Annotated in this window: 18 protein-coding genes; 7 read left to right on the top strand and 11 right to left on the bottom strand. The window is 57.3% G+C overall.

Annotation, left to right across the window (positions count from 1 at the left end; translation table 11 throughout):
• The 5 genes from H8E27_10650 to H8E27_10630 form a co-directional block, all read right to left on the bottom strand.
• Nucleotides 1-289, bottom strand: a 289-nt coding sequence (locus tag H8E27_10650; GenBank protein MBC8326072.1) for a hypothetical protein, incomplete at its 3' end; no start/stop codon positions are given.
• A gap of 245 nt (nucleotides 290-534) precedes the next feature.
• Nucleotides 535-2,253 (bottom strand): amidohydrolase family protein, encoded by a 1,719-nt coding sequence (locus H8E27_10645; protein ID MBC8326071.1) that lies wholly within the window; start codon nucleotides 2,251-2,253, stop codon nucleotides 535-537.
• Between the two features lie 50 nt (nucleotides 2,254-2,303).
• Nucleotides 2,304-3,686, bottom strand: coding sequence for a sulfatase (locus H8E27_10640; GenBank protein MBC8326070.1), 1,383 nt, complete (start codon nucleotides 3,684-3,686; stop codon nucleotides 2,304-2,306).
• 6 nt (nucleotides 3,687-3,692) lie between these two features.
• Nucleotides 3,693-4,328: a PQQ-like beta-propeller repeat protein gene (locus tag H8E27_10635; protein MBC8326069.1), complete on the bottom strand. Its 636-nt coding sequence runs from the start codon at nucleotides 4,326-4,328 to the stop codon at nucleotides 3,693-3,695.
• Between the two features lie 10 nt (nucleotides 4,329-4,338).
• Nucleotides 4,339-5,631 carry a VCBS repeat-containing protein gene (locus H8E27_10630; GenBank protein ID MBC8326068.1) on the bottom strand — a complete coding sequence of 431 codons (1,293 nt, stop codon included), beginning with the start codon at nucleotides 5,629-5,631 and terminating at the stop codon, nucleotides 4,339-4,341.
• Between the two features lie 109 nt (nucleotides 5,632-5,740).
• Here H8E27_10630 and H8E27_10625 point away from each other — a divergent pair, with 109 nt between their 5' ends.
• Together H8E27_10625 and H8E27_10620 are read left to right on the top strand one after the other, a co-directional pair.
• Nucleotides 5,741-8,143: a VWA domain-containing protein gene (locus tag H8E27_10625; protein ID MBC8326067.1), complete on the top strand. Its 2,403-nt coding sequence runs from the start codon at nucleotides 5,741-5,743 to the stop codon at nucleotides 8,141-8,143.
• The gene (locus H8E27_10620; protein MBC8326066.1) at nucleotides 8,130-10,604 is read left to right on the top strand and encodes a protease inhibitor I42 family protein; all 2,475 of its coding nucleotides are present in this window, start codon (nucleotides 8,130-8,132) and stop codon (nucleotides 10,602-10,604) included. The genes H8E27_10625 and H8E27_10620 overlap by 14 nt, the downstream gene beginning before the upstream one ends.
• A 19-nt stretch (nucleotides 10,605-10,623) precedes the next feature.
• Here the strand turns inward: H8E27_10620 and H8E27_10615 are convergent, their stop codons facing one another.
• Together H8E27_10615 and H8E27_10610 are read right to left on the bottom strand one after the other, a co-directional pair.
• Nucleotides 10,624-11,703: a low specificity L-threonine aldolase gene (locus H8E27_10615; GenBank protein MBC8326065.1), complete on the bottom strand. Its 1,080-nt coding sequence runs from the start codon at nucleotides 11,701-11,703 to the stop codon at nucleotides 10,624-10,626.
• A 21-nt stretch (nucleotides 11,704-11,724) separates the two neighbouring features.
• Complete coding sequence (locus H8E27_10610) at nucleotides 11,725-13,722, bottom strand: S9 family peptidase (protein MBC8326064.1); 1,998 nt, start codon at nucleotides 13,720-13,722, stop codon at nucleotides 11,725-11,727.
• Between the two features lie 82 nt (nucleotides 13,723-13,804).
• Here H8E27_10610 and H8E27_10605 point away from each other — a divergent pair, with 82 nt between their 5' ends.
• From H8E27_10605 to H8E27_10585, 5 genes are read left to right on the top strand one after another with little or no spacing between them, the layout of a single operon-like run.
• Nucleotides 13,805-14,212, top strand: a complete 408-nt coding sequence (locus H8E27_10605) for a VOC family protein (GenBank protein ID MBC8326063.1) — start codon at nucleotides 13,805-13,807, stop codon at nucleotides 14,210-14,212.
• 9 nt (nucleotides 14,213-14,221) lie between these two features.
• Nucleotides 14,222-15,031 carry a dihydropteroate synthase gene (gene folP / locus H8E27_10600; protein ID MBC8326062.1) on the top strand — a complete coding sequence of 270 codons (810 nt, stop codon included), beginning with the start codon at nucleotides 14,222-14,224 and terminating at the stop codon, nucleotides 15,029-15,031.
• Between the two features lie 22 nt (nucleotides 15,032-15,053).
• Nucleotides 15,054-15,965, top strand: a complete 912-nt coding sequence (locus H8E27_10595; GenBank protein MBC8326061.1) for a TIGR00159 family protein — start codon at nucleotides 15,054-15,056, stop codon at nucleotides 15,963-15,965.
• Entirely contained in the window at nucleotides 15,962-16,213 is a 252-nt protein-coding gene (locus tag H8E27_10590; protein MBC8326060.1) for a hypothetical protein, read from the top strand. The genes H8E27_10595 and H8E27_10590 overlap by 4 nt, the downstream gene beginning before the upstream one ends.
• Complete coding sequence (locus H8E27_10585) at nucleotides 16,197-17,582, top strand: phosphoglucosamine mutase (protein ID MBC8326059.1); 1,386 nt, start codon at nucleotides 16,197-16,199, stop codon at nucleotides 17,580-17,582. The genes H8E27_10590 and H8E27_10585 overlap by 17 nt, the downstream gene beginning before the upstream one ends.
• A gap of 31 nt (nucleotides 17,583-17,613) precedes the next feature.
• Here H8E27_10585 and H8E27_10580 read toward each other — a convergent pair whose 3' ends face one another.
• The 4 genes from H8E27_10580 to metH are packed head-to-tail and all read right to left on the bottom strand — an operon-like array spanning nucleotide 17,614 to nucleotide 23,073.
• Entirely contained in the window at nucleotides 17,614-18,195 is a 582-nt protein-coding gene (locus H8E27_10580; GenBank protein MBC8326058.1) for a hypothetical protein, read from the bottom strand.
• Complete coding sequence (locus H8E27_10575) at nucleotides 18,192-18,584, bottom strand: hypothetical protein (protein MBC8326057.1); 393 nt, start codon at nucleotides 18,582-18,584, stop codon at nucleotides 18,192-18,194. The genes H8E27_10580 and H8E27_10575 overlap by 4 nt, the downstream gene beginning before the upstream one ends.
• Complete coding sequence (locus tag H8E27_10570; GenBank protein MBC8326056.1) at nucleotides 18,585-19,334, bottom strand: type II secretion system protein; 750 nt, start codon at nucleotides 19,332-19,334, stop codon at nucleotides 18,585-18,587. It abuts the gene before it with no gap.
• Nucleotides 19,335-19,341: 7 nt separating this feature from the next.
• Nucleotides 19,342-23,073, bottom strand: coding sequence for a methionine synthase (gene metH / locus H8E27_10565; protein ID MBC8326055.1), 3,732 nt, complete (start codon nucleotides 23,071-23,073; stop codon nucleotides 19,342-19,344).
• Nucleotides 23,074-23,307: the final 234 nt, after the last annotated feature.

Here is a 23,307-nt window from a genome sequence, read left to right as displayed (position 1 = left end):
CCCCATCCGTATCCTCCAAAATAATAATCCGATCCTTCTTGCCGCCCTTCTTGTCCGGATAATTATTCGCCTCCGCCACCCACAGCCTCCCCCGATCATCAATACAAAATCCAATCGGCTGCTTAATATCCGGTTCGCCTGCGAAGAGCGTGACACTAAACCCCTTGGGCACCTGCATCGTCTTCGCAGCCTCCAGGGGTGCGAACGGTTTCTCGATTATCGGCTGCGGGTTCTTCGCGGCAAAAAGAGAAAACGATAAACAAACGAAAACCAAGTAGCGCCAAATCATGTTCGGATTGTAACGCTCATCCACGGACCCGCAAGCTCGTCCCTCCAAAGTTATCCTCCCCTCCGTGATGGAGGGACAAGCTTGCAAATCCGTGAATGTGCAATTCGCCAATTTGGCGCTGGAAGGAGTGAAGCTCAAATTCAGCAGCAGACAACGAAGCCGCACTAATCAGAAAAAGAAACAAACGGATCATCCCTCGAGTGTGGTGGAGGAGCGCGTGAGGGGCAAATTCCACCTTGCCCGTTTTATTGCTCAAAAGTTAACCGGCCGAAGCGGGCGGGGGTGTGGGCACTGGCATTGGCCAACGGGCTCCAGCCAAGGAAGGCTTTGTGGGCAGGATCGTGGCGATAGAGGTTCAGGCGCCATTCGGTTTTGAGGCCGGGAGCTTGGCCACCGAGGGACTTGAGGGGAATGCGCATTTCAGCGGTCCAGATTTTGCGTTTGGGGTCGATGTGGGTTGCAACCTCGAAACCGCTTTCCCACGGGAGGCCCTGGGCGGGCGGCAGCTTGGGGGTGATTTCAAGGTCAAGTTTGTCACCGGTGGGGGCGAGTTCGTACTCGGTGTAGCGGGTGAGATCGCCGGGATACGTCGCGATGAAGGCCTCGACGACGTCACGGTTCCACAGACCGTAGCGCTCGGTTTTTTGCGTGGGGGTGAACGTGGTCAATTTCGAATACGGACATTCATAACCGATGTACAAAAAGTTATCGGACCACAATATGCGGGCGGTGGTGGCAATTTCCGGGTGGGCAGTGCCATCGCTGATTTGGCGCTCCAGGCGCGCGGGCGTGGCGGTTTTCCATTGCGGCGCGGTGAGGCGGCCGGAGAGCTTGAAATCTCCCCGGATGCGCTTCGCGCGCAGATGCGGTAACGGCAGCGTACGCACGAGCAACCGATGCGCGTTGTCGAAATAAATTTTTCGCAGCACCTTCGGCGGCAGACCGATCGCGTCGATTTTCCAATCGCCTTGGATGGGCGTCATGTGCGTGAACTGTCGGTCGTTGGTTTCCATCCAACGCCAATGTTTGGCATAAAACTCGTGCGCGTCCGCATCGGTCGGAGCGGGGCCTTTGCCGCTGGAGCCAAGGATGAGCCGATTGTACACCATAAAATCTGTGGCAAACAAAATGCGATCCTGATGCTGGGTGAACAGGCGGCGCACTTTTTCCGGCGCGTGCCGCCCCACCTCGGGAATGCGCGCGGCAAGGTCTGCCATCATGTTTGGGTTGCGGCTGAGCGCAGCGTCCACCCACTCGAGGTCCTCCGCGTTGTTGGCGAAATGCACGCACACGAATGTGGTCTTGCGATGGCGCGCGATGACGCGGTCCAACGCATTAAGCAAATCTATGCGCGGCGGGTACTTCGCTTTATCGCCAAACCACCACGGGCGGTGATCCTTCAACTCGGCCCAGCGTTCGTTCTTGGAATTAAAGGGCAACCAAAACGCACGTGGATCGGCCACGTGAATGGACACCGGCAGCCCCAGTTGACCACAACGTCTCCAAACCGCATCGAGCCGCGGATCATCGATGAGAATCAGCTTGCCGTTTTTGTCGCGCAAATAGAGGCCGAGCCGCTTCCATTCCTTCAGCCCCGCCGCTCCCAAACGATGCGCCTCATCAATTTGCGCCGCGGCCTTGGTGGCAAAGTCCGGCTCATCCCAGCCGGTGTAGTCCAGATTTGCGTAATGCACAAAACGCCCCGGGAACAGCCGATCCGCCAGTGTCTTATTACGCTCGAACGCCGAGGGCTTGCCATCCTTGCGCGTGACTGTGCCGCCATTTAGATTTGCGCCCACACCGATCCCCGCGCGGTCCATAATACCCACCGCGCGTTTGAGGTGTTCTTCCGAATACCCCACGTGCATGTGCAGATCAATCAGCCGCCGCTCCTTGCGCCATTGCTCCGGCTGCGCTGCTGCCAGCCACGTACCGACAAAAAGAAAAAAAGAAAAACGGATCACGCCCAATTGTTGGCAGTCCCCACGAAAGCGGTCAAGCGAGATGAAGTCGATTATTGCTTCAACAACCGAGGTGAAGCCTTGTCTACCCAGCCGGCCTCGCGCTGGCCTTTGCCGGGGCGGTTGGTGTCGCCGAGGTCTTTACGGGCGGCCTCGGCGTAGGCGAGCAGTTGCTTGACCACTTTCGGGTTTTCAGCGGCGACGTTGCGGTCTTCGTGAATGTCCTTGGCGAGGTTGAAAAGTTTTAACTCCTTTTTGCCTTCGGGCTTGCCCCAGTTTCGTTTCTTGGAATCCATCGCCATGAAAAGTTTCCAGACGCCGGAGCGCACGGCCTGCAACTGATCCATTTGGTAATAGTAATAAGCCTCACGCGGGTGGGCTTGTGATTTGCCGCTGAGAATGGGCCAAATATTTTTGCCGTCGATAATACGGTCGGTGGGTGTTTTGCCGCCGGCGATTGCGGCGAGGGTGGGCAGGATGTCCAGCGTACTGGTGAGCGCGCCACTGCTGGTGCCGGCGGGGATTTTGCCCGGCCAACGCACGACGCAGGGAACACGCATGCCGCCTTCATCAGTACGGCCCTTGCGTCCACGCAGAGGGAGGTTGCTGCCTTGCTTCTCGCGGAAGGAACCGTTGTCGCTGGTAAAGAGAACAAAAGTATTTTCATCGATGCCTTCGGCTTTCAGCGCCTTGAAAAGTTCGCCCATGGACCAATCGATCTCCTGCACCCAGTCGCCGTAGGGGCCGTCCTTGCTGGTGCCCTTGAATTTCTCGCCAGGCACCAGCGGCAGATGCACGGCGGTGTGTGGCAGGTAAAGAAAGAATGGCTTTTTGCTGTTGGCCTTGATGAATTTTACCGCCTCAGCGGTGTACTGCGTGGTGATGGTGGTATCGCGCTGTACGCTATCCTCAATTACCTCAAGATCGCGCACCAAGGGCAACGGTACCTGCTTGCGGTTCATGTCGTTGCTGTAGGGGATGCCAAAGTAATGATCGAAGCCCTGGCTGGTGGGCATGAAATCGGGGTGATCGCCCAGGTGCCATTTGCCGATGCACATGGTTGTGTAGCCTTCTTTTTTGAGCACCTCGGCCACGGTGATCTCGCTGGGGTTGAGGCCCTTGCGGGCGGCGGGAAAAAGCACGCACAGGTTTTTTTCATCCACGTGCATATTCACGCGGCGCGGATAACAGCCGGTCATGAGGCTGGAACGCGAAGGCGTGCAGACTGGGCAGGTGGAATAGAAGTCGGTTAGCTTCATGCCTTCCTTGGCCATCTTGTCCAATACCGGCGTGGCGTGTTTCGTGGAGCCGAATGGCCCAATATCGCCGTAGCCAAGATCATCACAGAAAACGACGATGAAATTGGGCTTGGCGGCCTGCGATGATGGCAGGGCGAGCAGTAGTGCTACGAGGGCAAAGAGGATTTGTTTTTTCATTTTAAATTATTTCTTGGGTGCACGCCCCGTATGCCGCGCATTCTGCCCACGCATGGGCCACGGGCTTTTGGCTAGGCCTTTGGAGTCGGTCTTGATGGCATAGAGCTTGTTGTCATCTGACCCAACGTACACCGTACCATCAGAACCGATGGCGGGGGAGGAGAACACCTGACCTCCCGTTACAAATTCCCATAGCTTATCCCCAGTCTTGCCATTGATGGCATAGAGACTGTTGTCCCTTGACCCAACGTACACCGTGCCATCAGAACCGATGGCGGGGGAGGAAAATACCTGACCTCCCGTTACAAATTCCCATAGCTTATCCCCAGTCTTGCCATTGATGGCATAGAGCTTTTTGTCATCTGACCCCACGTAAACCGTGCCATCAGAGCCGATGGCGGGGGAGGAGAACACAGCATTTCCCGTTTCAATTTCCCATAGCTTGACCCCACTCTTGCCATTGATGGCATAGAGCTTGTCGTCAAATGACCCGACGAAAACCGTGCCATCAGAGCCGATGGCGGGTGAGGAGAGCACAGAACTTCCCGTTTTGAATTCCCAAAGGACGGTGCCGGGTTTCTTCTTGTCTGCACCCGTCAAAGGCAGACACAAAGCCAACAAAGCTATGAAGGTGGGTTTCATTGATTACTTCTCAATGAATCCGCTTGGGCTGCGCCGCTTGCCACTGCTTTTTGCTGACCTTCTTGACCGTGTGCAGATGAACGAAGGCGCCTTTTTTGTTGCCGACCACGATGTCGAGCGTGCCATCGCCGTTCACATCGCCGGCGGCGACTTGGGTGCCGACGCCGGAATTGTCATCGATCTGATGCGGGATGTACTCGACGGTCTTGCCCTTGCGCGTGAGTTGAAACCAGTACAGCACGGCTGGAGCGCTGGGTTCCTGATCTCCCTTGGGGCCATGCGCCCAGAAGCGTTTGCCGGTGATGATGTCGAGCAAGCCATCGCCGTCGATGTCAGCTAGATCAATGGCATGAAGCTGGCTGAACTTGACGCCGTAAGGGCTTTCCTCGGGCTTGGCGTTGATGATGGTGTTTTGTTTCCACTGGTTGGGAGCGGTCTGCTCAATCCACGCAAGGCCATAGCCGTGGGCGGCGAGTGAGGTGATGACATCATTGTCGCCATCGGCGTCCACGTCATAGGTGTACATTTGAGCGCCCCCGGCACCGAAGGGGGCCGCATGAAATTTCCACGGGGTGGCGCCATCAACGTTCTTGGGCTGCTCCCACCAGCCGGCTGCTTCCAGAATATCCTTACGGCCATCGCCATTTATATCGCCTGCGCCATAGCCGTGTGAGTAGCGGTGCCACTTGCCGGGGGTGCTGATCTTGATGAACTTCCATTCCTTGGTGGGATCATTCCAATCGGCTTGACCGTAGCCGAGGTGTTTGTCGCGGAAGACCAGAATCTCCGGCTTGCCGTCTCCGTTCATGTCCTCAAGACGGGGGGATTCGCCATCGCTCACGGGAAAAATGTTGTGACCTTTCCAGGGGCCTTTTTTGTTTTTGGGATTCTCGTACCAGGTGGTGTCTTTGCCCGGCCAGCCAAACACGAGCACATCCTTCCAGCCGTCGCTGTTGAAGTCGTAGGTGTAGGTGAGGAAATTGTTGGAATACCCGTTGCTGCCGCTGAGCTCGCCCTTGTAGCCGGCCACTTTGATTTTTTTGCCGTCCTTCATCATCTCGAAGGCGGGGGAATCATCGTAGATGGTGTGGCGCTTTTTGAAATCCGGCCCCGCGTACCAGTACGGGCCCACGACCACATCGCCTTGGCCGTCCTTGTTAAAATCTCCAAAGTGCCCGCCTTCAGACCAGAAATGCGGCGTGAGATGATGCTTGGTCCAAGTGTGGATTTTGTAATCAGCGGCATTGGCAATAGTAAGCGAAAGGGACAACAGACCAACGGCCAAGAAAAAGTGCTTTTGCATGGGCAGAGTGTGGGACGGCAGTCGATCAGCGTCAAGCGGTCAAAAGGCGTGACACCACTGTAAATGGGAGTATTTTGACCGCTTGAAACGTCTACTACCTATGAGAAAAATGCTGTTTGCTTCCTTGTTGGCCCTTATGGCCTTGGCGCCTTCTTTTCAATCCCACGCGGGCGGGCTGATTATTTGCCACGATGTTCGCATTTTGCCGCATCCGCATCCGCCCATTATCATCCCGCCGCGGCCTTGGCCTCGGCCGATTCCGCATCCGGTGTTTGCGCCGCTGGAGCTGCGCTCGCAGAAGGTGGATGTGAAAATCGAAAACCAAGTCGCCCACACCACGGTGGAGCAGGTTTTTTACAATCCCAATCCGCGCCGACAGGAAGGCACGTTTTTGTTTCCGGTGCCCAAGGGTGCGGCCATCGAAAAATTCCAAATGGAGATCAACGGCAAACTGCAGAAGGCCGAATTGCTGGACGCCAAAAAGGCGCGCAAAATTTACACCGACATCGTGCGCTCGATGAAAGATCCCGCGCTGCTGGAATTTGCGGAGCAGGATTTGTTCAAGGTGCGCATTTTCCCCTTCGAGGCGCACGGCACCAAGCGCATCAAGCTCACTTACAATCAGGTGTTGAAAAATGACGCCGGCCTCGTGAGCTACACGTTCCCGCTGAACACCGCGAAGTACTCGGCCAAACCGATTGAGAATCTATCCATCAACGTGCAGTTGGATTCCAAGGTGCCGGTGAAAGCAATCTACTCGCCCACACACGATGTGGAAGTGAAACGCAGCGGCTCCAAAAAAGCGGCCATCGCTTTCGAGGGCAAAGGCGTGCGGCCCAACAGCAACTTCTCCCTTTTCTATTCGCCCAAGCAAAAAGACATCAACGTGAACGTCATCGCCCATCGCGAAGGCAATGAAGGCTACTTCCTGATGCTCGCCGCGCCGGGCGTGGACGCAGCGAAAGGCGAAGTCACCGAAAAAGACATCGCCTTTGTCATCGACACCTCCGGCTCGATGGCCGGCAACAAGCTCGAGCAAGCGAAAAAAGCATTCCAATTTTGCGTGGCGAATTTGAATGACGGCGACCGCTTCGAAGTCGTGCGTTTTTCCACTGAAACCGATTCGCTCTTCGGCGGCCTCAAAAAAGCCAGCTCCGGCAATCGCAAACAGGCACTGGACTTCATTCGCGATCTCAAACCCATCGGCGGCACCGCCATCAACGCCGCACTCACCGAGGCCCTTGACCTTAAGCCGGAGAAAAGCGATCGACCGTTCCTTGTAATTTTCCTCACCGACGGTCGTCCCACCATCGGAATCACCGGCGAAGGCCAAATTGTGAAAAACGTCGACGCCGCCGCCGGTAAAAGCCGCGTGTTTTGCTTCGGCATCGGCACGGATGTGAACGCGCATTTGCTCGATAAAATCACCGAGGAAACCCGCGCCAGTTCCACTTACGTCACACCCAACGAAGACATCGAAGTGAAGGTCTCCAGTTTTTACACAAAAATCAAAGAACCCGTGCTATCCAATCCCAAGCTGAAATTTCCCAACGGCATTCGCGTAAGCAAGCTCTACCCCAACCCGCTGCCTGATTTATTTAAGGGCGAAGAGCTCGTGCTCGTCGGCCGTTACAAAGGCAACGGCAAGGGCGACGTGTTGCTTGAGGGCACGTTGGCCGGCAAAAAAACGCAATTTGAATTTCCGGTGACCTTCCCCGCACACGCCGATCACTCCTTCATCCCGCGCCTGTGGGCCACGCGGCGGGTCGGTTTTTTACTCGATGAAATCCGGCTGCACGGCGAGAAAAAAGAAATCAAAGAAGAGGTCACCCAACTCGCGCGCCAGTATGGCATCGTGACGCCGTACACCGCGTACCTCATCATCGAAGATGAAAAACAACGCGGCGTGCCCGTCGCCCAGCGCACGCTGCGCAACTTCGAGGCCGACCGCCAAGTGCTCGCGCAAGCCCGGGCGCAGTACGATGCCTTTAAGGCGGACAAAAGCGGCGACCAAGCCGTCGGCAGCGCGCGCGCCAATAAACTGTTAAAAGAAGCCAAGGTTCAGGCCGCTTCCGCCCTCAGCAGTCGCGAGGCGCAACAAGCCAACTTCGGCTATCGCGGCGAAGGTGCGGCGGGGGGAGGCATTCCCGCTCCGGGCTCCAACGCCCCCGGCGGTGGTTTGGGCGGTGGGGGGGCGCAATTTTACGCGCCCGGACGCCGCAATGCCAATGGCCAAATCGGCAAAACCCGCACCGTGTCACAGCCGATGCGATTTGCCGCCGGCAAAAACTTTACGCAGAACGAACGCTATTGGGTGGACAGCTCCGTGCAAACCGCCGAAGTCGCCAAGGCCAAGCGCACGCGCGTCAAATTTAACAGCGACGCCTACTTCACACTCCTCGCCAAGGAACCCAAGGCCGCCCAATGGCTGGCCCTCGGCCGCAATGTGCAGTTTGTGCTGAACGGAACCATCTACGAAATCTTTGAAGACACCAAAAATGAAAAAAACTAACCTGCTCCTCGCCATCGTACTGGCAGTATTTACCCTCAATGCTTGGGCCGCGCTCTGCCCCAAGTGCAGCAAGCTCGCGTACATTTCCAGCATCGGCAAATGCACAAAATGCGAAAACCACACCAGCAGCGGCGCCTTCAAACTCTGCAAAACCTGCAGCACCCAATCCGGCAAATGCGCCCATTGCGAACAACCTGTGGTCGGGAAAATCAAACTTGTTCCCGGACCTGCCCCCGCTCCAAATCCGGATCCAGTTGCCCCCCCTCTCAACGCGCCCAAGGTGAATCCGGCCGACATCGCCAAGGTGAAGACCGCGCTCGAGGCGTGGGCCAAGGCGAAAATGAAATGCGGCGGCAACTACCAATACACCGTCGGCTTCTCCAGCGCGTTTGGCTTCGGCCACACGACCACGATTATTGTGAAAAATAATCAAGTAGTGGGGCGCGTTTATGAAGAGTTCAATCGCCGTGCCGGCCCCGGTGCTGCCCCAAACGGTTTCGTTGAAAATGAAACGACCGTCGGCAAAAACAAAAAAGGTGCCCCGGCTAAAACACTCGATGAGATTTACAAAACCGCCGCCGCCATCGCCGCCAAAGCATTGCCGCCGCACGAGGTGCGTTACGTGCGCACGGACAAACAAGGCTTGTTGACTTCCTGTTTCGTTATGGATCGTCGCATCGCGGATGACGCCCCGCGCAATGGCGTAGCCCTCGGCAAAATCACCCTCGCTGACAAGGCTGGTGATAAGCCGAAAAAAGTTTTCAAAGCGCCCAACGGCAACGCCTTCCCCGCCCACTGGGGCGCACCGCCTCTTCGCCAAACCCGCGACCTCCGTCCCCTTCCCGGCGGCTACGGACGAGGCAGCGGCACGTTACGGAAATGGATTCAGGAAAACCTCGCCAAGGACGCGAAGAAAAAAAACGGCGCCATCCAGATTCAGCCCGTGCCACGGCCACCGATCGTTCTGGGCTTACAGGCACCCACTCCCAATCGACAGATCCCGCCGCCCCCGCGCGTTGTCGGTCGCCCAGCCCCCACCCCCGTACGCGAGCTGCCCGCGGGAGACTGTGCGCAGTGCCGCACCGAGGCGCATCAACTCCACTTGGGTCTGGCCGAAAATGGCAAAACGATTACGGTGAAACAGGGCAGCATCGTGCGCGTAAAATTACGCGGCAACCCGACCACCGGTTTTACTTGGAACAATGCCACGCCAGCAGGCGTGCTCAAGCTGATGGGTAAAGTCTCCCCCCAATCCGGCGGCCGTCCGGGACTGGTCGGCGCGCCCGGAATGTCCACGGCCACTTTCGCTGCCACGGCAATTGGCAAGGGCACGATCGTGCTCCATTACAATCGTGTTTTTGAAAACAACAAAGCACCGGCCAAAACGGTGAAGATCAATATCGCGATCACCAAAGACGGTCGCGCCGGGCCGGCAAACCCGACCGGCGGCAACAACGCCGCACGTATTGCCGAGCTGGAGCGGGAGATTGCGAAGCTAAAAGATTTTGCCCGACGCGCACGATTTACGCAGGAAGGCCTCAAGGCGCACCAAGCCAAAATCACCAAACTCGAACAGGAATTGGCAACCTTGACTGCCGGAAAAAACGACGGCGCGCCCACGTTCGAAACATGGGTAAAGGGCGGCATGAAAATTCCGCGCGGCCGCGTGTTTCTGGGCGGCTCCCCATGGTTCGACGAACGCAAAGGCGAACGCCGCTCCCCGCGTGAAGTTTACAAAATGCTTTACGGTGGAAAAAACCCGCCCGTCGTCAAGCCGAGCCCCCGCCCGAATCCAGGCAAAGGCCGTTTTCCAGCGCATTGGGGCGCGCCGCCGCGGCTGCAAACCAAGGACCTACGCCCACTCCCCGGCGGATACGGCCGCGGCAGCAGCACGTTAGCCCGCTGGATTCAGCAAAACTTGGACAAAGACAAAGCCAACCCTAACCGGGGCAATGGCAACCAAGACCCAAAACGCAGCGTGATTCCCAAGAAACTTTCGCTCAAGGATGCGCAGGGAGGGGTCGCGGGATTCACCGGTTGGGTCACCACCGTCAAAGTGGACGGCACGTGGAATCGTCGGCAGTTTTTCAACCAACAACTCCGACCCATCGAGCAGCAGGGCAAGCTGACCGACGCCCAAGCCCAAGCCATCAAGGCCACAATGAACACGGCAAACATTGAGAAGCTCCCCGCGCGCCTTGGAAAATTTAGTGGCGCCAACCCACATGTGCTCACGCTTACCTTTGGCGATCAGCAAATCGTGCTCACTTTGCCCACCGGTGCCAAACTGGAAACACCCCAACCCGGCGGCAAGCTCACCGGAGCCGACGCCTTTGCGCTGGTCGCGCACGAGTTAGCCCATCTCCACAAAAACACGGACGCGACGGAACCGCGCATCCGTCCGTTGCCGGAAATTCCACTCGGGGCACTGAGTACCCCCGCACAACAACCCCGCAGGTAAAACGGGTTCCCGGTGAATTTTAGCGCCCCTGCCCTTTTCGGGATTTAGGGCGCAGTTTTTTTCGATTGGCCATTAAGTCAGCGAGATCGTCGGCGAGATCATCCACATCTTCCGGTGTGGTATCCCACGAGCACATGAAACGCGCGTCGTTTTCAGAATACAGCGTATAAAAATGCCAACCGCGCTGGTGCAACGCATCCACCAACACCGGCGGTAGATCGACAAACACCGCATTGGCCTGCGTAGGGTAGAGAAATTTCACACTGGGAATCTTTGCCAAAGCGCGGCGGAGGCGACGGGCCATTTGGTTAGCGTGCGCAGCGTTTCGCAACCATGCGCCGTCCTTAAGCAACCCCACCCACGGCGCGGCAAGAAAACGCATTTTGCTGGCGAGTTGTCCGGCTTGTTTGTTTTGCCAATCGAATTCACGCGCGAGGGTCTTATCGAAAAAAACCAGCGCCTCGCCGGCATGCGTACCATTTTTGGTGAGGCCAAAACTAAGCATATCCACGCCGACGCGCCAGGTGATGTCCTTGGGTGCCACGCCAAGGCTGGCCACAGCGTTGGAAAACCGCGCGCCGTCCATATGGGTTTTTAACCCCCCTTTTTTTGCCGCGCGGCAGTTGGCCTTGATTTGCGCGGGCGAATACACTGTGCCCAGCTCGGTGGATTGCGTGAGGCTCAATGCGCCGCTCTTGGGAAAATGCAGATCACGCCGGGCCGCAGCCGCGGCGAGGATCGCGTCGGGTGTGAGTCGGCCGTCCTTACCGGGCAGCGTTTGCACTTTGGCGCCGCCGCTGAAAAATTCCGGGCCGCCGCATTCGTCGTTTTGCACGTGGGATGCCTCGTGGCAAATGATGGAATGATAGCTGCGGCAAACCGACGCAAGCCCGAGCGCGTTGGCGGCGGAACCGGTGAACACAAAAAACACTTCACAGTCCGTCTCAAATAAGTCGCGGATAAGCCGGCAGGCTTTTCGGGTCCACTGATCCTCACCGTATCCGGAGGCGTGACCGTGGTTGGCTTCCTCCAACGCGGCCCAAGCTTCGGGGCAGATGCCGGAATTATTGTCACTGGCAAAATGGCGCGCGCGTTTCATGGGCGCGTTGTACGGGAAGGACTACTTTTTTCCGAGCAAATGCTTTCGGAAAAATTCGATGGTGGCGAGATACTGAAAATCACGATTTACTTTTTTGCGGAATCCATGGCCTTCGTCTTTGGCGAGCAGGTACCACACCGTTTGGCCTTTGGCGCGCAGCGCGGCTTCCATTTGGGCGCTTTCGCTGGCGGGCACGCGGGGGTCGTTGGCGCCCTGTACGATGAGCAGCGGGCTGAATTGAAAATCCGGCTCCTTCATTTGCTTTTGCATTTGATTGAGCGGGGAAATTTCCTCGAGCACTTTGCGCATTTTGGGATCACGCTCATCGCCGTATTCCGCGCGGCGCAAATCGCGCCGGTAGTCGCTGGTGTTTTTCAGGAACGTAACAAAGCTGGAAATGCCCACGCGATCGATGCCGCATTTGAAGAAGCCGGGCATATGCGTGAGCGAGGCGAGCGTCATATAACCGCCATAACTGCCACCCATCACGGCGAGGCGATTGCCATCGATGTTGGGCATTTCGTTGAGGCCGTTGCGGAGTGTTTCCACATCCAGCATCACGCCCACGCGTTTCGCGCCGTTGTCGGCGGCGAGAAACCTTTTGCCGTACCCGCGTGAGCCGCGCACGTTGGGGCACACGAGTACTACATTCATTTCGCCGGGCAAATAATTGTAGCCACCCATAAAGCGCGGACGGAATTGGCTTTCGGGCCCGCCGTGATAATAAATCACCGTCGGCAATCCGCCGGACACTTGCAGCCGGGAAAACTGGGCATGCCTGCCTTTATCAAAATAATTTCCGGGGTAATAAAACCACGCATCAAATTTCGTGCCGTCGCGGCTGGTGAAGGTGCCGCTCACCGGAATGGGCAGTTTGGAGGGATCCAATCCGTCGAGCCCCGCCGATTGCCAGCGCACGCTGCTCACCGGCGAAAAATCGAGCACATGCACTTCGCCCGGGGCGTGCGCCCACTCGTGGTCAAACGCCAACAATCCATCCGCGCGCCAGCTGACCGAGTGGATGACTCCGGCAAACAACTTGGGCGAATAGAACACGCGCTGCGTGTTTGCATCGACCACCCGCAACCGGCTCACGCCACCTTCGTTGTGCACCACGGCCAGCGTTTTGCCGTCCTTTGAAATTTCCAGATTCTCGACGTCCCAGCGAATTTCCGTGAGGAAGCGCGTGCGGCGACCGTCCCTGAAATCCACACGCACGATATGTTGAAAATCAAAGGACTCATCGCAAGTATAATACACCGCGCGCATTTGCGGATCAAACCGCGCAAGTCCGTGGCTCACTCTAGCTTTGGTCTCGGGCGAAAACAACGAGCGCTCGCCGGTGACCGCATCGATGATGTGGATGCGGCTGTGATTAATGGAAAGGTATTCGATGACCAACAACAGTCGACCATTGGGCGACCAATCAGTAATCCACCAACCGCCGCCTGGCAGCTTGGCGAGAAGTTTTTCGCTGGCGGGTTTGAGAGGGTCCATCGTGTAAAGATCGTTGTCGCGCCCGTTTCGTTTGGGGGAAAAATAGGCGATGCGACGACCATCGGGCGACCACCGCGCGCCGGTGTGGCGGTGTTTGCCATCGGTGAGCATCGTGGTTTTTTTCGCGGCGACATCGAGATGGAACACTTGATATTTTTCGCTGCCGCCGGCATCGCGCAAAAATAAAATGCGGTTTCCATCCTTCGGATGATACACCGCCGACTGCACCGGCTCCGCGCCATCCGTCAGCACCACCGGTTCGCCGTTGGGCTTGTTGACCACGTGCAACTGCGTAACTTGCCCGCGGGCGGGGCGGCGGGTGATGAGCATCGCGTGCGCGGTGGGATGCCAATCCTGAAACCGCAGCGGCCGCACGTTAAGATAGGGCGCAAGTTTGGCGGCGCGTTCGGCTGAGAATTCTTTGTCCTTAAACCCACGCGTTACGATATTTGTGGGCGAGGAAACCTCTGGCGCACTCAGCGCGGTTTGGGCAAGAATTATCAAATATAAAAATCGTTTCACGGGCCGCCCATCTTCCCCCGCACGCGCACCGTGGCAAGCGCAAAGGCTGGCATCCGCGCCCAATTCCTGCGAGGCTCCGCCGATGCCGATTGTCACCAAACTGCTACACACCCGTTACCGCGTGGACGACCTCGAACGCTCGGTGAAGTTTTACACTGAAATTCTCGGGCTCACCGAGACGCGCCGGCACACGTCGCCACGCGGCTCCACGCTCGTCTTTCTCGCCACGCCCAACAGCGACGAGGAAATCGAACTGTGCTCTTATCCCAGCAGCGGCGGCGTACACGTGCAGGAAGATCTCACCCACCTCGCCTTTCTCGTCGATAGCTTGGAGGCGTTTGAAAAACACATCCAATCGCACGGCGTGGACTATTCCGACGGCCCGCATCTCAAGGATGACGGCGGCGGCTTCGCTTTCATCGACGCGCCCGAAGGCTACGAAATCGAAGTCATCCAGCGCGGGCCCAGTCCCGGCGATGGCGGCTACTAGTTTCCCCGCATGAACTGGCAAACGGGTAACATCACGTGGCAATTCCCCCGCCCTACGATGGTGATGGGCATCATTAACGTCACGCCCGATTCATTTTCTGATGGCGGCAAATTCTCAACCGCCAATGCCGCCGTCGCTCACGCGCTGCAACTGGCCGCGGAGGGTGCGGAGCTGTTGGATGTCGGCGGCGAATCCACACGGCCCGGCGCACCGCCAGTGGATGAAGCCGAGGAATTGCGCCGCGTCATTCCGGTCATCGAAAAACTCGCAGGCGAAACCGATGCCGTCATTTCAATCGACACCCAAAAACCCACCGTTGCGAAAGCCGCCGTGGCCGTCGGCGCGCGGGTCATTAACGACATCGCCGCCCATCGCGCGGATGACGCGATGTGGCGCGTGGCCGCCGAATCCGGCGCGGGCTACATCGCCATGCATATGCAGGGCACGCCGCAAACAATGCAAAACGCGCCCGAATACGACGACGTGGTTGCGACGGTGGAGGCCTTTTTTGCTGAGCGACTGGAGGCGATGGCCGCCGTAGGATTGCCCGCTGAACAAGTGGCGCTCGATCCCGGAATTGGGTTTGGTAAAACGGCGGGGCATAATTTGGCGTTGCTCGCGGGGCTCACTCGTTTTACAAAATTCCAACGGCCACTGATGGTCGGCGCATCGCGCAAATCCTTCCTCGGCGGTAAGATCCCCGAGCGGTTGGACAGCAGCATCGCCTGCGCCTGCCGGGCCGCCGCGGATGGGGCACACATCGTCCGCGTGCACGATGTGCGCGAAACAGTGCAAGCCCTGCGCAGCGGAGGCCATTAGCAGCGGAGAAGGCGGATAAACTATGGAGGCAATTATTCTCGCACAGGCGAATCTACCGCCGTTCATCGAGGAAATCTGGGAATGGATTAAGCTCGATTGGACGTGGATTCTCCGTGGCGTGGTGGAAATTGCCGCGCTGGCAGTGGGCATTTATTATATGTTCAACCTCCTCCAACGCTCGCGTGGCTGGCCGGTGGTGGTCGGCTTCCTCGTGCTCATTGGCATCACCACCATGATCGCGATGCTCAAGCTGCAGGTGCTGAGTTGGTTGCTGCAACAATTGTTTCTGTTCACCACCGTGGCCATCCTAATTATTTTCCAGCCGGAGCTGCGCCGGCTGCTTGCCGAGCTGGGCAATCTCCCGCTCTTTTCCTCCGAAGAAGAAAGCCCACTGGACGTGGACGCCGTGGTGCAAGCCACCCACCGCCTGGCACGCCATCGCGTGGGCGCCATCATGGCCATTGAGCAAACCATCGACATTCATCAGGAAACCCAAAGCGGCGTGTTGCTCGACAGCGCGCTCACGCCTGAAATGCTCGATTCCATTTTTTTCCCCAATTCGCCGTTGCACGACGGAGGCGTGGTTATCCGCGCCGACCGCATCATGTACGCCTCCTGCATTTTCCCGCTCACGCGGCGGCTGGATGTGAACCGCACCCTCGGCACACGCCACCGCGCGGCCATTGGGTTGAGCGAGGAAACCGATGCCATCGTCGTAATCGTCTCCGAAGAAACCGGCGACATTTCATACTGCCACGCCGGCGCGCTGCACGCCAACGTATCCGTGAATCAGCTCAAGGATTTTCTTACTGAAAAACTCAAAGCCGACGCCGCGCCCGTGGAGAAGCTCACCTTCGCCGCGCGCGTCAAAGATTCGCTGCGAGACCTCGGACAAATCATCAACAAAAAACTCCGACCGAAGGATCGTTCATGACCGACAAACAGGACCGCACCGAACGCAGCGATCACGATCCCAACGAGTTTTGGTGGAAAATCGGTTCCGTGGCCATCGCAGTTATGGTGTGGTTTATCATCACCACCGTCGCCGGACTCTCCTACACCAACCGTGGTCGCGAGGGAAAAACTCCCGAACCCAAGCCGACCACCACCAATGCGCCCTCCTTGGCCAATCCCGATCTTAACGGAGAAAACAATGAGCCTGACGATGAATCAAACGAATAAAATTTTCGGCACCGATGGCGTACGCGGTCGTGCCAACATCGAACCGGTCACCGCCGAGACCGCGCTCAAACTCGGCCGCGCCGCCGCGCACGTATTCAAAAATCTCAACCCTGAATCACGCAGCCGCCGTCGTCATCAAATCGTCATCGGCAAAGACACGCGCCTCTCCGGTTATATGCTCGAGAACGCCCTCGCCAGCGGCATCCTCTCGATGGGCGTCGATGTTCTTTTCATTGGCCCGCTACCCACGCCCGGCGTGGCGCGTATCACCCACAGCCTCCGCGCCGATGCCGGCATTGTCATTACCGCCTCGCATAATCCTTACGACGACAATGGCCTGAAATTTTTCAGCCACAACGGCTACAAACTTGACGACGCCATCGAAGCCCAAATCGAAAACCTCGTCTTCAGCGGCGACATCGATGACGTCCGCCCCACCGCCGGCGAAATCGGCAAAGCCATCCGCATCGACGATGCCCTCGGCCGTTACATCGAGTTTGCCAAACGCTGTTTCCCCCGCGGCCAAACGCTCGAAGGCGTCACCATCGTCGTCGATTGCGCCCACGGCGCCGCCTACCAAGCCACCCCCTGCGTCCTGCGCGAACTCGGCGCCACCGTCATTGTTTACGGCAACCGCCCCAACGGAACCAACATCAACGCCGGCTGCGGCTCAATGCACCCAGAGCAAATGTGCCATTGGGTTCAGGAACATAACGCCCACATTGGCATTGCCCACGACGGCGACGCCGACCGCGTGCTCCTCTGCGACGAAACCGGCACCCTCATTGATGGCGACGACATCATGGCCATCGCCGCGCTCGAAATGCTCAACGAAGGCTCACTGGTCAATAACACATTGGTGTCCACCGTAATGAGCAATGCCGGCCTCGACGCCGCCATCGAAGCCGCCGGAGGCAACGTCATCCGCACCGATGTGGGCGACAAAAACGTCATCGATGAAATGCTGAAGCACGGCCACAACTTCGGTGGCGAACAAAGTGGCCACCTCATTTTTGGCGACCACGGAACCACCGGAGACGGCCTTGTCGCCGCCCTGCAAATTCTCCGCATCATGGCTGCTCAACAAAAGCCCCTCAGCGAATTAGCCAAATGCTGGAGCCGTTTCCCCCAACAACTCACCAACATCCGCGTCACCGAAAAGAAACCCATCGAAGAACTCGAAGACGTCCCCGCCCTGCTCACCGAAGCCGAGGCCGACCTCCAAACCCACGGCGGTCGCGTGCTGTTGCGCTATTCCGGCACCGAACCCAAAATCCGGTTGCTCCTCGAAGGCAAAGATGAAGCAAAGCTCAACGAATGGAGCAAAAAAATCAGCGAATCCATCGCCGCCCAAATCGGGGAAAACTAGGTAGGGCGTGCTCTCCGAGCGCGCCCCTTCATTAAGCCTTCAACTGAAATTCTGCCGACTCACGTTCCTTTGCCCGCGCAACGTGTACGGCAAACACAATCGCCGCCGTGAACATTGCGCCCGAGGTGATCGTGTTTTTCAGAAAAACAATCGGCGGCGGATAACCCGCTTGGCCAATGGTGAACGATTGTACCAACCCCGCCCACGTCTTTGCGTAAACCGGATTGCTTAACCACGCGAATGAGTTGATGACCAGAAAAAATCCGCACGCGCCAAGGACACCGCCTGCGATCAATGCCGTCGGCCGAGCCTGATCGGTCATCCACCAGCCGACCGCCGCTAGCGCAAGGTAAAGCGAGTACGTCACCCACATATGCGAGGTGAAAGTTGAAAACCCCAATCCGCGCCAATGGAAAAAATTCATCAACACATCGCTCACGAACATAAACGCCACCGGCACGAGCCACGCGCGCGGGCCTTTGAAATAAACGCCCGCACAAAAACAAATGGCGTACACGGGGCTAAAGTTCCACGGCAACAATCCCGGCCAGCGCATCAGTGTAAAGAGCGCGAGCAAGCCGAGCAGCAGTGGGATGTGTCGCGGTGTTTTCATTGTTGCACGCCGAGGAGTTTTAACTGCCCATCATCATCTTCGGCCAGATAAAACCAATGCTCCGTCGCGGGTGAACAAGTCACCGCAACACTCAAATATTCGCCGCGCCACGACACGCGCTTGAGTTTGACGTTCGCGGCTTGAGTGAGTTTCTGCGAAAGCTGCAAGAGCTGCTGGCGCGCCATTGGCGGAGCTTCGGCGCTCAAATTCGCCGCAAGATAGTTGGTGGATTCAGCGAGCTTTTCAATAATCGCCAGCGCCGCTTTGGCTTCATCGGAGTCCAGCGCCACATCGCGATCGGCAAACTCATTGTCCTTTGGCCGCGTGAATAATGTCACTCCCACGACAACCACAGCCACGGCGATGATGATTATTTGCGTTCGGGTCATTTATTTTTCCAGTTTGAAATGCTGGTCATCAAGTCCGCAAATGTAGCCCAAGTTGTGGCGGTTGAGCGCCCATTGATCATGCGGCAGCAATGCCTCCACGTGGCCATCGCCCCAAAGTATGGTGCAGCGACCCTGATGGCGGAAATGGGCATAAGCCGTTTCCCAACCGGGCCACGCGCGCGCTTGGGAAGGGGGCGTCCAAAACCAGTTTTCCTCAAGCGGGCCCATCCAATTGCGGGCAGAATCACCGAATAGCACGGTTTCCACCGGGCGCTGCATTTGCTGGGCATCGATGCCACGCCATTTGTAACTGTAGTTTGGATCCCACCAATTTCCGGATTGTTCCAGATCATTTAAATAATGGTGATTGTAACCGTAGCTGCAAGTGTGGTCCTTGGCGCGGCGACTGAACGAACGGAAACCAGGATCTTTCCAGACGCGCGAAGCATTGTCCACGTAAGGGCTGAGGCTGCCGCCGGAAAAATCCACGGCTTTTCCGGGGCCCAAGTAGCGGCCGAAAAACTGCACACCCGTGGAATCGGCCACGCCGGCCAACTCGCCGTCGTGGTCGTCCTCGTACATCGTGGAGGCTTGGCCGATTTGCAAAAGGTTGTTGCGGCTTTGGGCAGTCATCCCGCGCTGCTTGGCCTTTGCCAACGTGGGCAGCAACAGGCTCGCCAAGATGCCGATGATGGCAATGACAACCAAAAGTTCAATGAGCGTAAATGCGTTAGTGTGTTTCAATTTCATTTTTCGTCTATTCTTCATCATACCCCAAATGCGGTCTCAGCCATTTTTCGGCTTCGGCTTGGGAAATGTTTTTTCGTTGGGCGTAGTCGGCCACTTGGTCTTCACCAATGCGGCCGAGATTAAAATATTTTGCGTCCGAATGGTTCAAATAAAAACCGCTCACGCTCGAAGGGGGTTTCATCGCGTAGCTTGTGGTGAGCGTGGCGCCGGTGCGTTGCTCCGCTTCGAGCAGTTTCCAAAGGGTCGCTTTTTCGCTGTGGTCGGGACACGAGGGGTAACCGGCGGCCGGTCGAATGCCGCGGTATTTTTCTTTGATTAAAAATTTTGCCTGCTCTTCGTCGAGTTTGGTTTCCGCGGCGAACCCTTCATTCTGGCCGATGCCGCATTGGTGGCGCAGGGTTTTGTGGAGATATTCGGCGGACGCCTCGGCCAAGCGATCGCCGAGCGATTGCACGATGATGGCGGTATAATCATCGCCCGCATCGCGGAAGGTGGCGGCGTATTCCTCAACTTCCTGCCCCATCGTCACTGCGAATCCGCCAAAGTAATCGATGCGGCCGCTGTCTTTTGGGGCGACGTTGTCAGACAAGCTGCGGCAAACCTGGCCTTCTTTTTTCTGCCGCTGTTGGCGCAGGAAATAAAACGTGGCGAGCTGTTCCGCGCACGTTTCGTCGCTGTAAATTTCCACATCATCACCCACCGCGTTGGCCGGCCAAAAGCCTGCCACGGCGCGGGAGGTAAATCGTTGGTTGACGATGATGTCCTCGAGCATTTTGTTGCCGTCAGCAAAAAGTTTCTTAGCCTCGGCGCCGACTTCCGGTTTGTTGAAAATCGTCGGGTACACGCCGTGCAATTGCCACGCCCAAAAGTAGGGCGACCAATCGATGTACGTTGCCAGCACATCCAACGGGATGGATTCAAAATGTTGCAGGCCAAGGATTTCCGGTTTGCGAATTTCTTCGGTCGCCCAGTCAAATGACGGCGCGGCGGCCCGTGCTCGGGCAAGCGGCACGATGTCTTTGCGGCCATCATCGCCGCCGGCGAATTTCTCGCGCAGGCGTTCGTGTTCCACCTCGAGTTCCTTTTGGAAATCTTCGCGACGATTTTCGCTCAGCAAATCGTTGCACACGCCCACCACAAGCGAAGCGTCGAGCACGTGGCAAATTGAGCCCTCGTACGAAGGCGCGATTTTGACCGCCGTGTGCATTTTGCTGGTGGTCGCGCCACCGATGAGCAGTGGCGTTTTCAATCCGCGCCGTTGCATTTCTTTGGCGTTAAAAATCATTTCATCGAGCGAGGGCGTGATGAGGCCGCTCATTCCGATGATGTCGGCATTGTGTTCTTCGGCGGCTTTTAAAATTGAATCACAATCCACCATCACGCCGAGATCCACCACATTGTAGCCATTACAAGCGAGCACGACGCCCACGATGTTTTTGCCGATGTCGTGCACGTCGCCCTTCACGGTGGCGATCACCATTGTATTGGCCGAATCCTCGTCGCCCTCTTGCTTTTCCGCCTCCATAAACGGCGTGAGATAGGCCACGGCCTTTTTCATCACGCGCGCGCTTTTCACCACTTGCGGCAGAAACATTTTTCCCGCGCCGAAAAGTTTGCCCACCACTTTCATCCCGTCCATCAACGGTCCTTCGATGACTTCCAACGGCCGATCGGCAGCGGCGCGCGCTTCCTCAGTATCGGCCTCAATGAATTCGGTGATGCCATTCACCAACGCATGGCTCAGTCGTGCGGCCACGGGTTCGTCGCGCCATTTTTGGTCGATGGCGGCACGTTCTTTTTTAACTCCCTTGAATTTTTCCGCGTAATCAATAAGCCGATCAGTCGCATCCGCGCGGCGATTGAGCAGCACATCCTCAACGTGCTCAAGCAGTTCCGGCTCAATTTGCTCGTACACTTCGAGCATCCCGGCATTGACGATGCCCATATCCAATCCGGCTTCCACGGCGTGAAACAAAAACGCGGAGTGCATCGCCTCGCGCACGGTGTTGTTGCCGCGGAATGAGAACGAAATATTGCTCACGCCGCCGCTCGTGCGCGCGCCGGGGCACACTTCTTTTACGCGGCGCACGCCTTCGATGAAGTTCACCGCGTAATCGTTGTGCTCGTCCATTCCGGTGGCGACGGTCAAAATGTTGAGGTCAAAAATAATGTCCTCCGGCGTGAAATCCAGTTTCTCCGTGAGCAGTTTGTACGCGCGTTCGGCGATGGCCACTTTGTCTTCGACGGTGGCCGCTTGTCCTTTTTCATCGAACGCCATCACCACCACGGCCGCGCCGTAACGCTGGCACAACGCGGCTTGGCGCAGAAATTCTTCCTCGCCGCCTTTGAGGCTGATGGAGTTTACGATGCCTTTGCCCTGCAAACATTTCAGGCCCACCTCGAGCACGCTCCATTTGGAGCTATCCACCATAATCGGCACGCGCGAAATATCCGGATCGGAGCCCAGCAAATTCAAAAAGCGTTTCATACACGCCTCCGCATCAAGCAAGCCTTCGTCGAAACAAATATCGATGACGTTCGCGCCATTCTCCACTTGTTGCCGCGCAAGCGCGAGCGCGCCTTCGAAATCGTCATCTTTGATGAGTTTTTTGAACTTCGGCGAGCCCATCACGTTGGTGCGTTCGCCGACCATTGCGAGTTGCCCCGGCGAATCACCAATCGTTTGCGGCTCCAAACCGCTGAGGCGCAGTGATGTCTTGCGCGTTTGCGGCACGCGCGGCTTCACCTCGGCGAGCGATCCGATGATCGCCTTCAAATGGGCCGGCGTGGTGCCGCAGCAACCACCCGCGACATTCAGCAACCCTTGCTCCGCCAAATCGCGCAACGCTTCCGCGGTATCGACGGGCCGCTCGTCGTAGCCGGTTTCCGCGAGCGGATTGGGCAAGCCGGCGTTTGGGTAGCAATGCACAAACGTGTCCGCGATGCGCGAAAGTTCGCGGATGTACGGCGCCATTTCCTTGGCACCGAGCGCGCAATTGATGCCCACGGTGAAAGGCTTCGCGTGCGCGATGGAATTCCAAAACGCCTCAGTCGTCTGCCCCGAAAGCGTGCGACCGGAGGCATCAGTGATCGTCACCGAAACCATCACCGGCAATCGCTCGCCGGTTTCCTCAAAGACCTGTTCAATCGCGAACAGCGCCGCCTTGAGATTCAGCGTGTCGAAGGTGGTCTCCGGCAGCAAAATATCAACACCGCCTTCGATGAGCCCTTCGGTCTGCTCGCGGTACGTTGCCACGAGATCATCAAACGTCACCGCGCGGTACGCCGGATCGTTCACATCCGGCGAAAGCGACGCCGTACGATTAGTCGGCCCAATCGCGCCCGCCACGTAACAGCGTCGCGACGCATCCTTCGCCATCACGGCCTCCACCGCTTCGCGCGCCAGCTTGGCGCTGGCAACATTCAATTCGCGCGCAACTTCCTCCAACGAATAATCCGCCATCCCAATGCGTGTGGCGCTGAAGGTATTGGTTTCGATGATGTCACTGCCCGCCTCCAGAAATTCCGTATGAATGCCACGAATGATTTCCGGTCGCGTGATCGACAGTAAATCGTTGTTGCCCTTCAATTCGCCCGAATGATCAGCAAAGCGTTCCCCTCGAAAGTCCGCCTCCTCCAATGAAAACCGCTGCACCATCGTGCCCATCGCGCCATCCAAAAACAGAATGCGCGAGGCCAACCGCTCCCGCAGTTCCTCAATGATGGGCGAGTTTTTCATACCGCGAAGAGCTTAACCCGCCACCCGACAACGTCAACAGTAAAATCAACATATCCGGATATGTTGATATGTTTTTGTATTGAGTCAGTCGATAACGGCCGCAGTCGAATCAATTTCTCAGCGTGGGGTGGATGGAGTACCGTCGGGGTATGGAATGGATTTGTCTATGTTCAACGGTATTGCTGGTGGTCGGGTTAATCGCCATTGCGACGCGATCTACGAGCGCGAACTCCG

It is taken from the genome of Limisphaerales bacterium, from assembly GCA_014382585.1.
GTDB lineage: Bacteria > Verrucomicrobiota > Verrucomicrobiia > Limisphaerales > UBA1100 > JACNJL01.
This window is presented reverse-complemented; position numbering and strand designations above follow the sequence as displayed.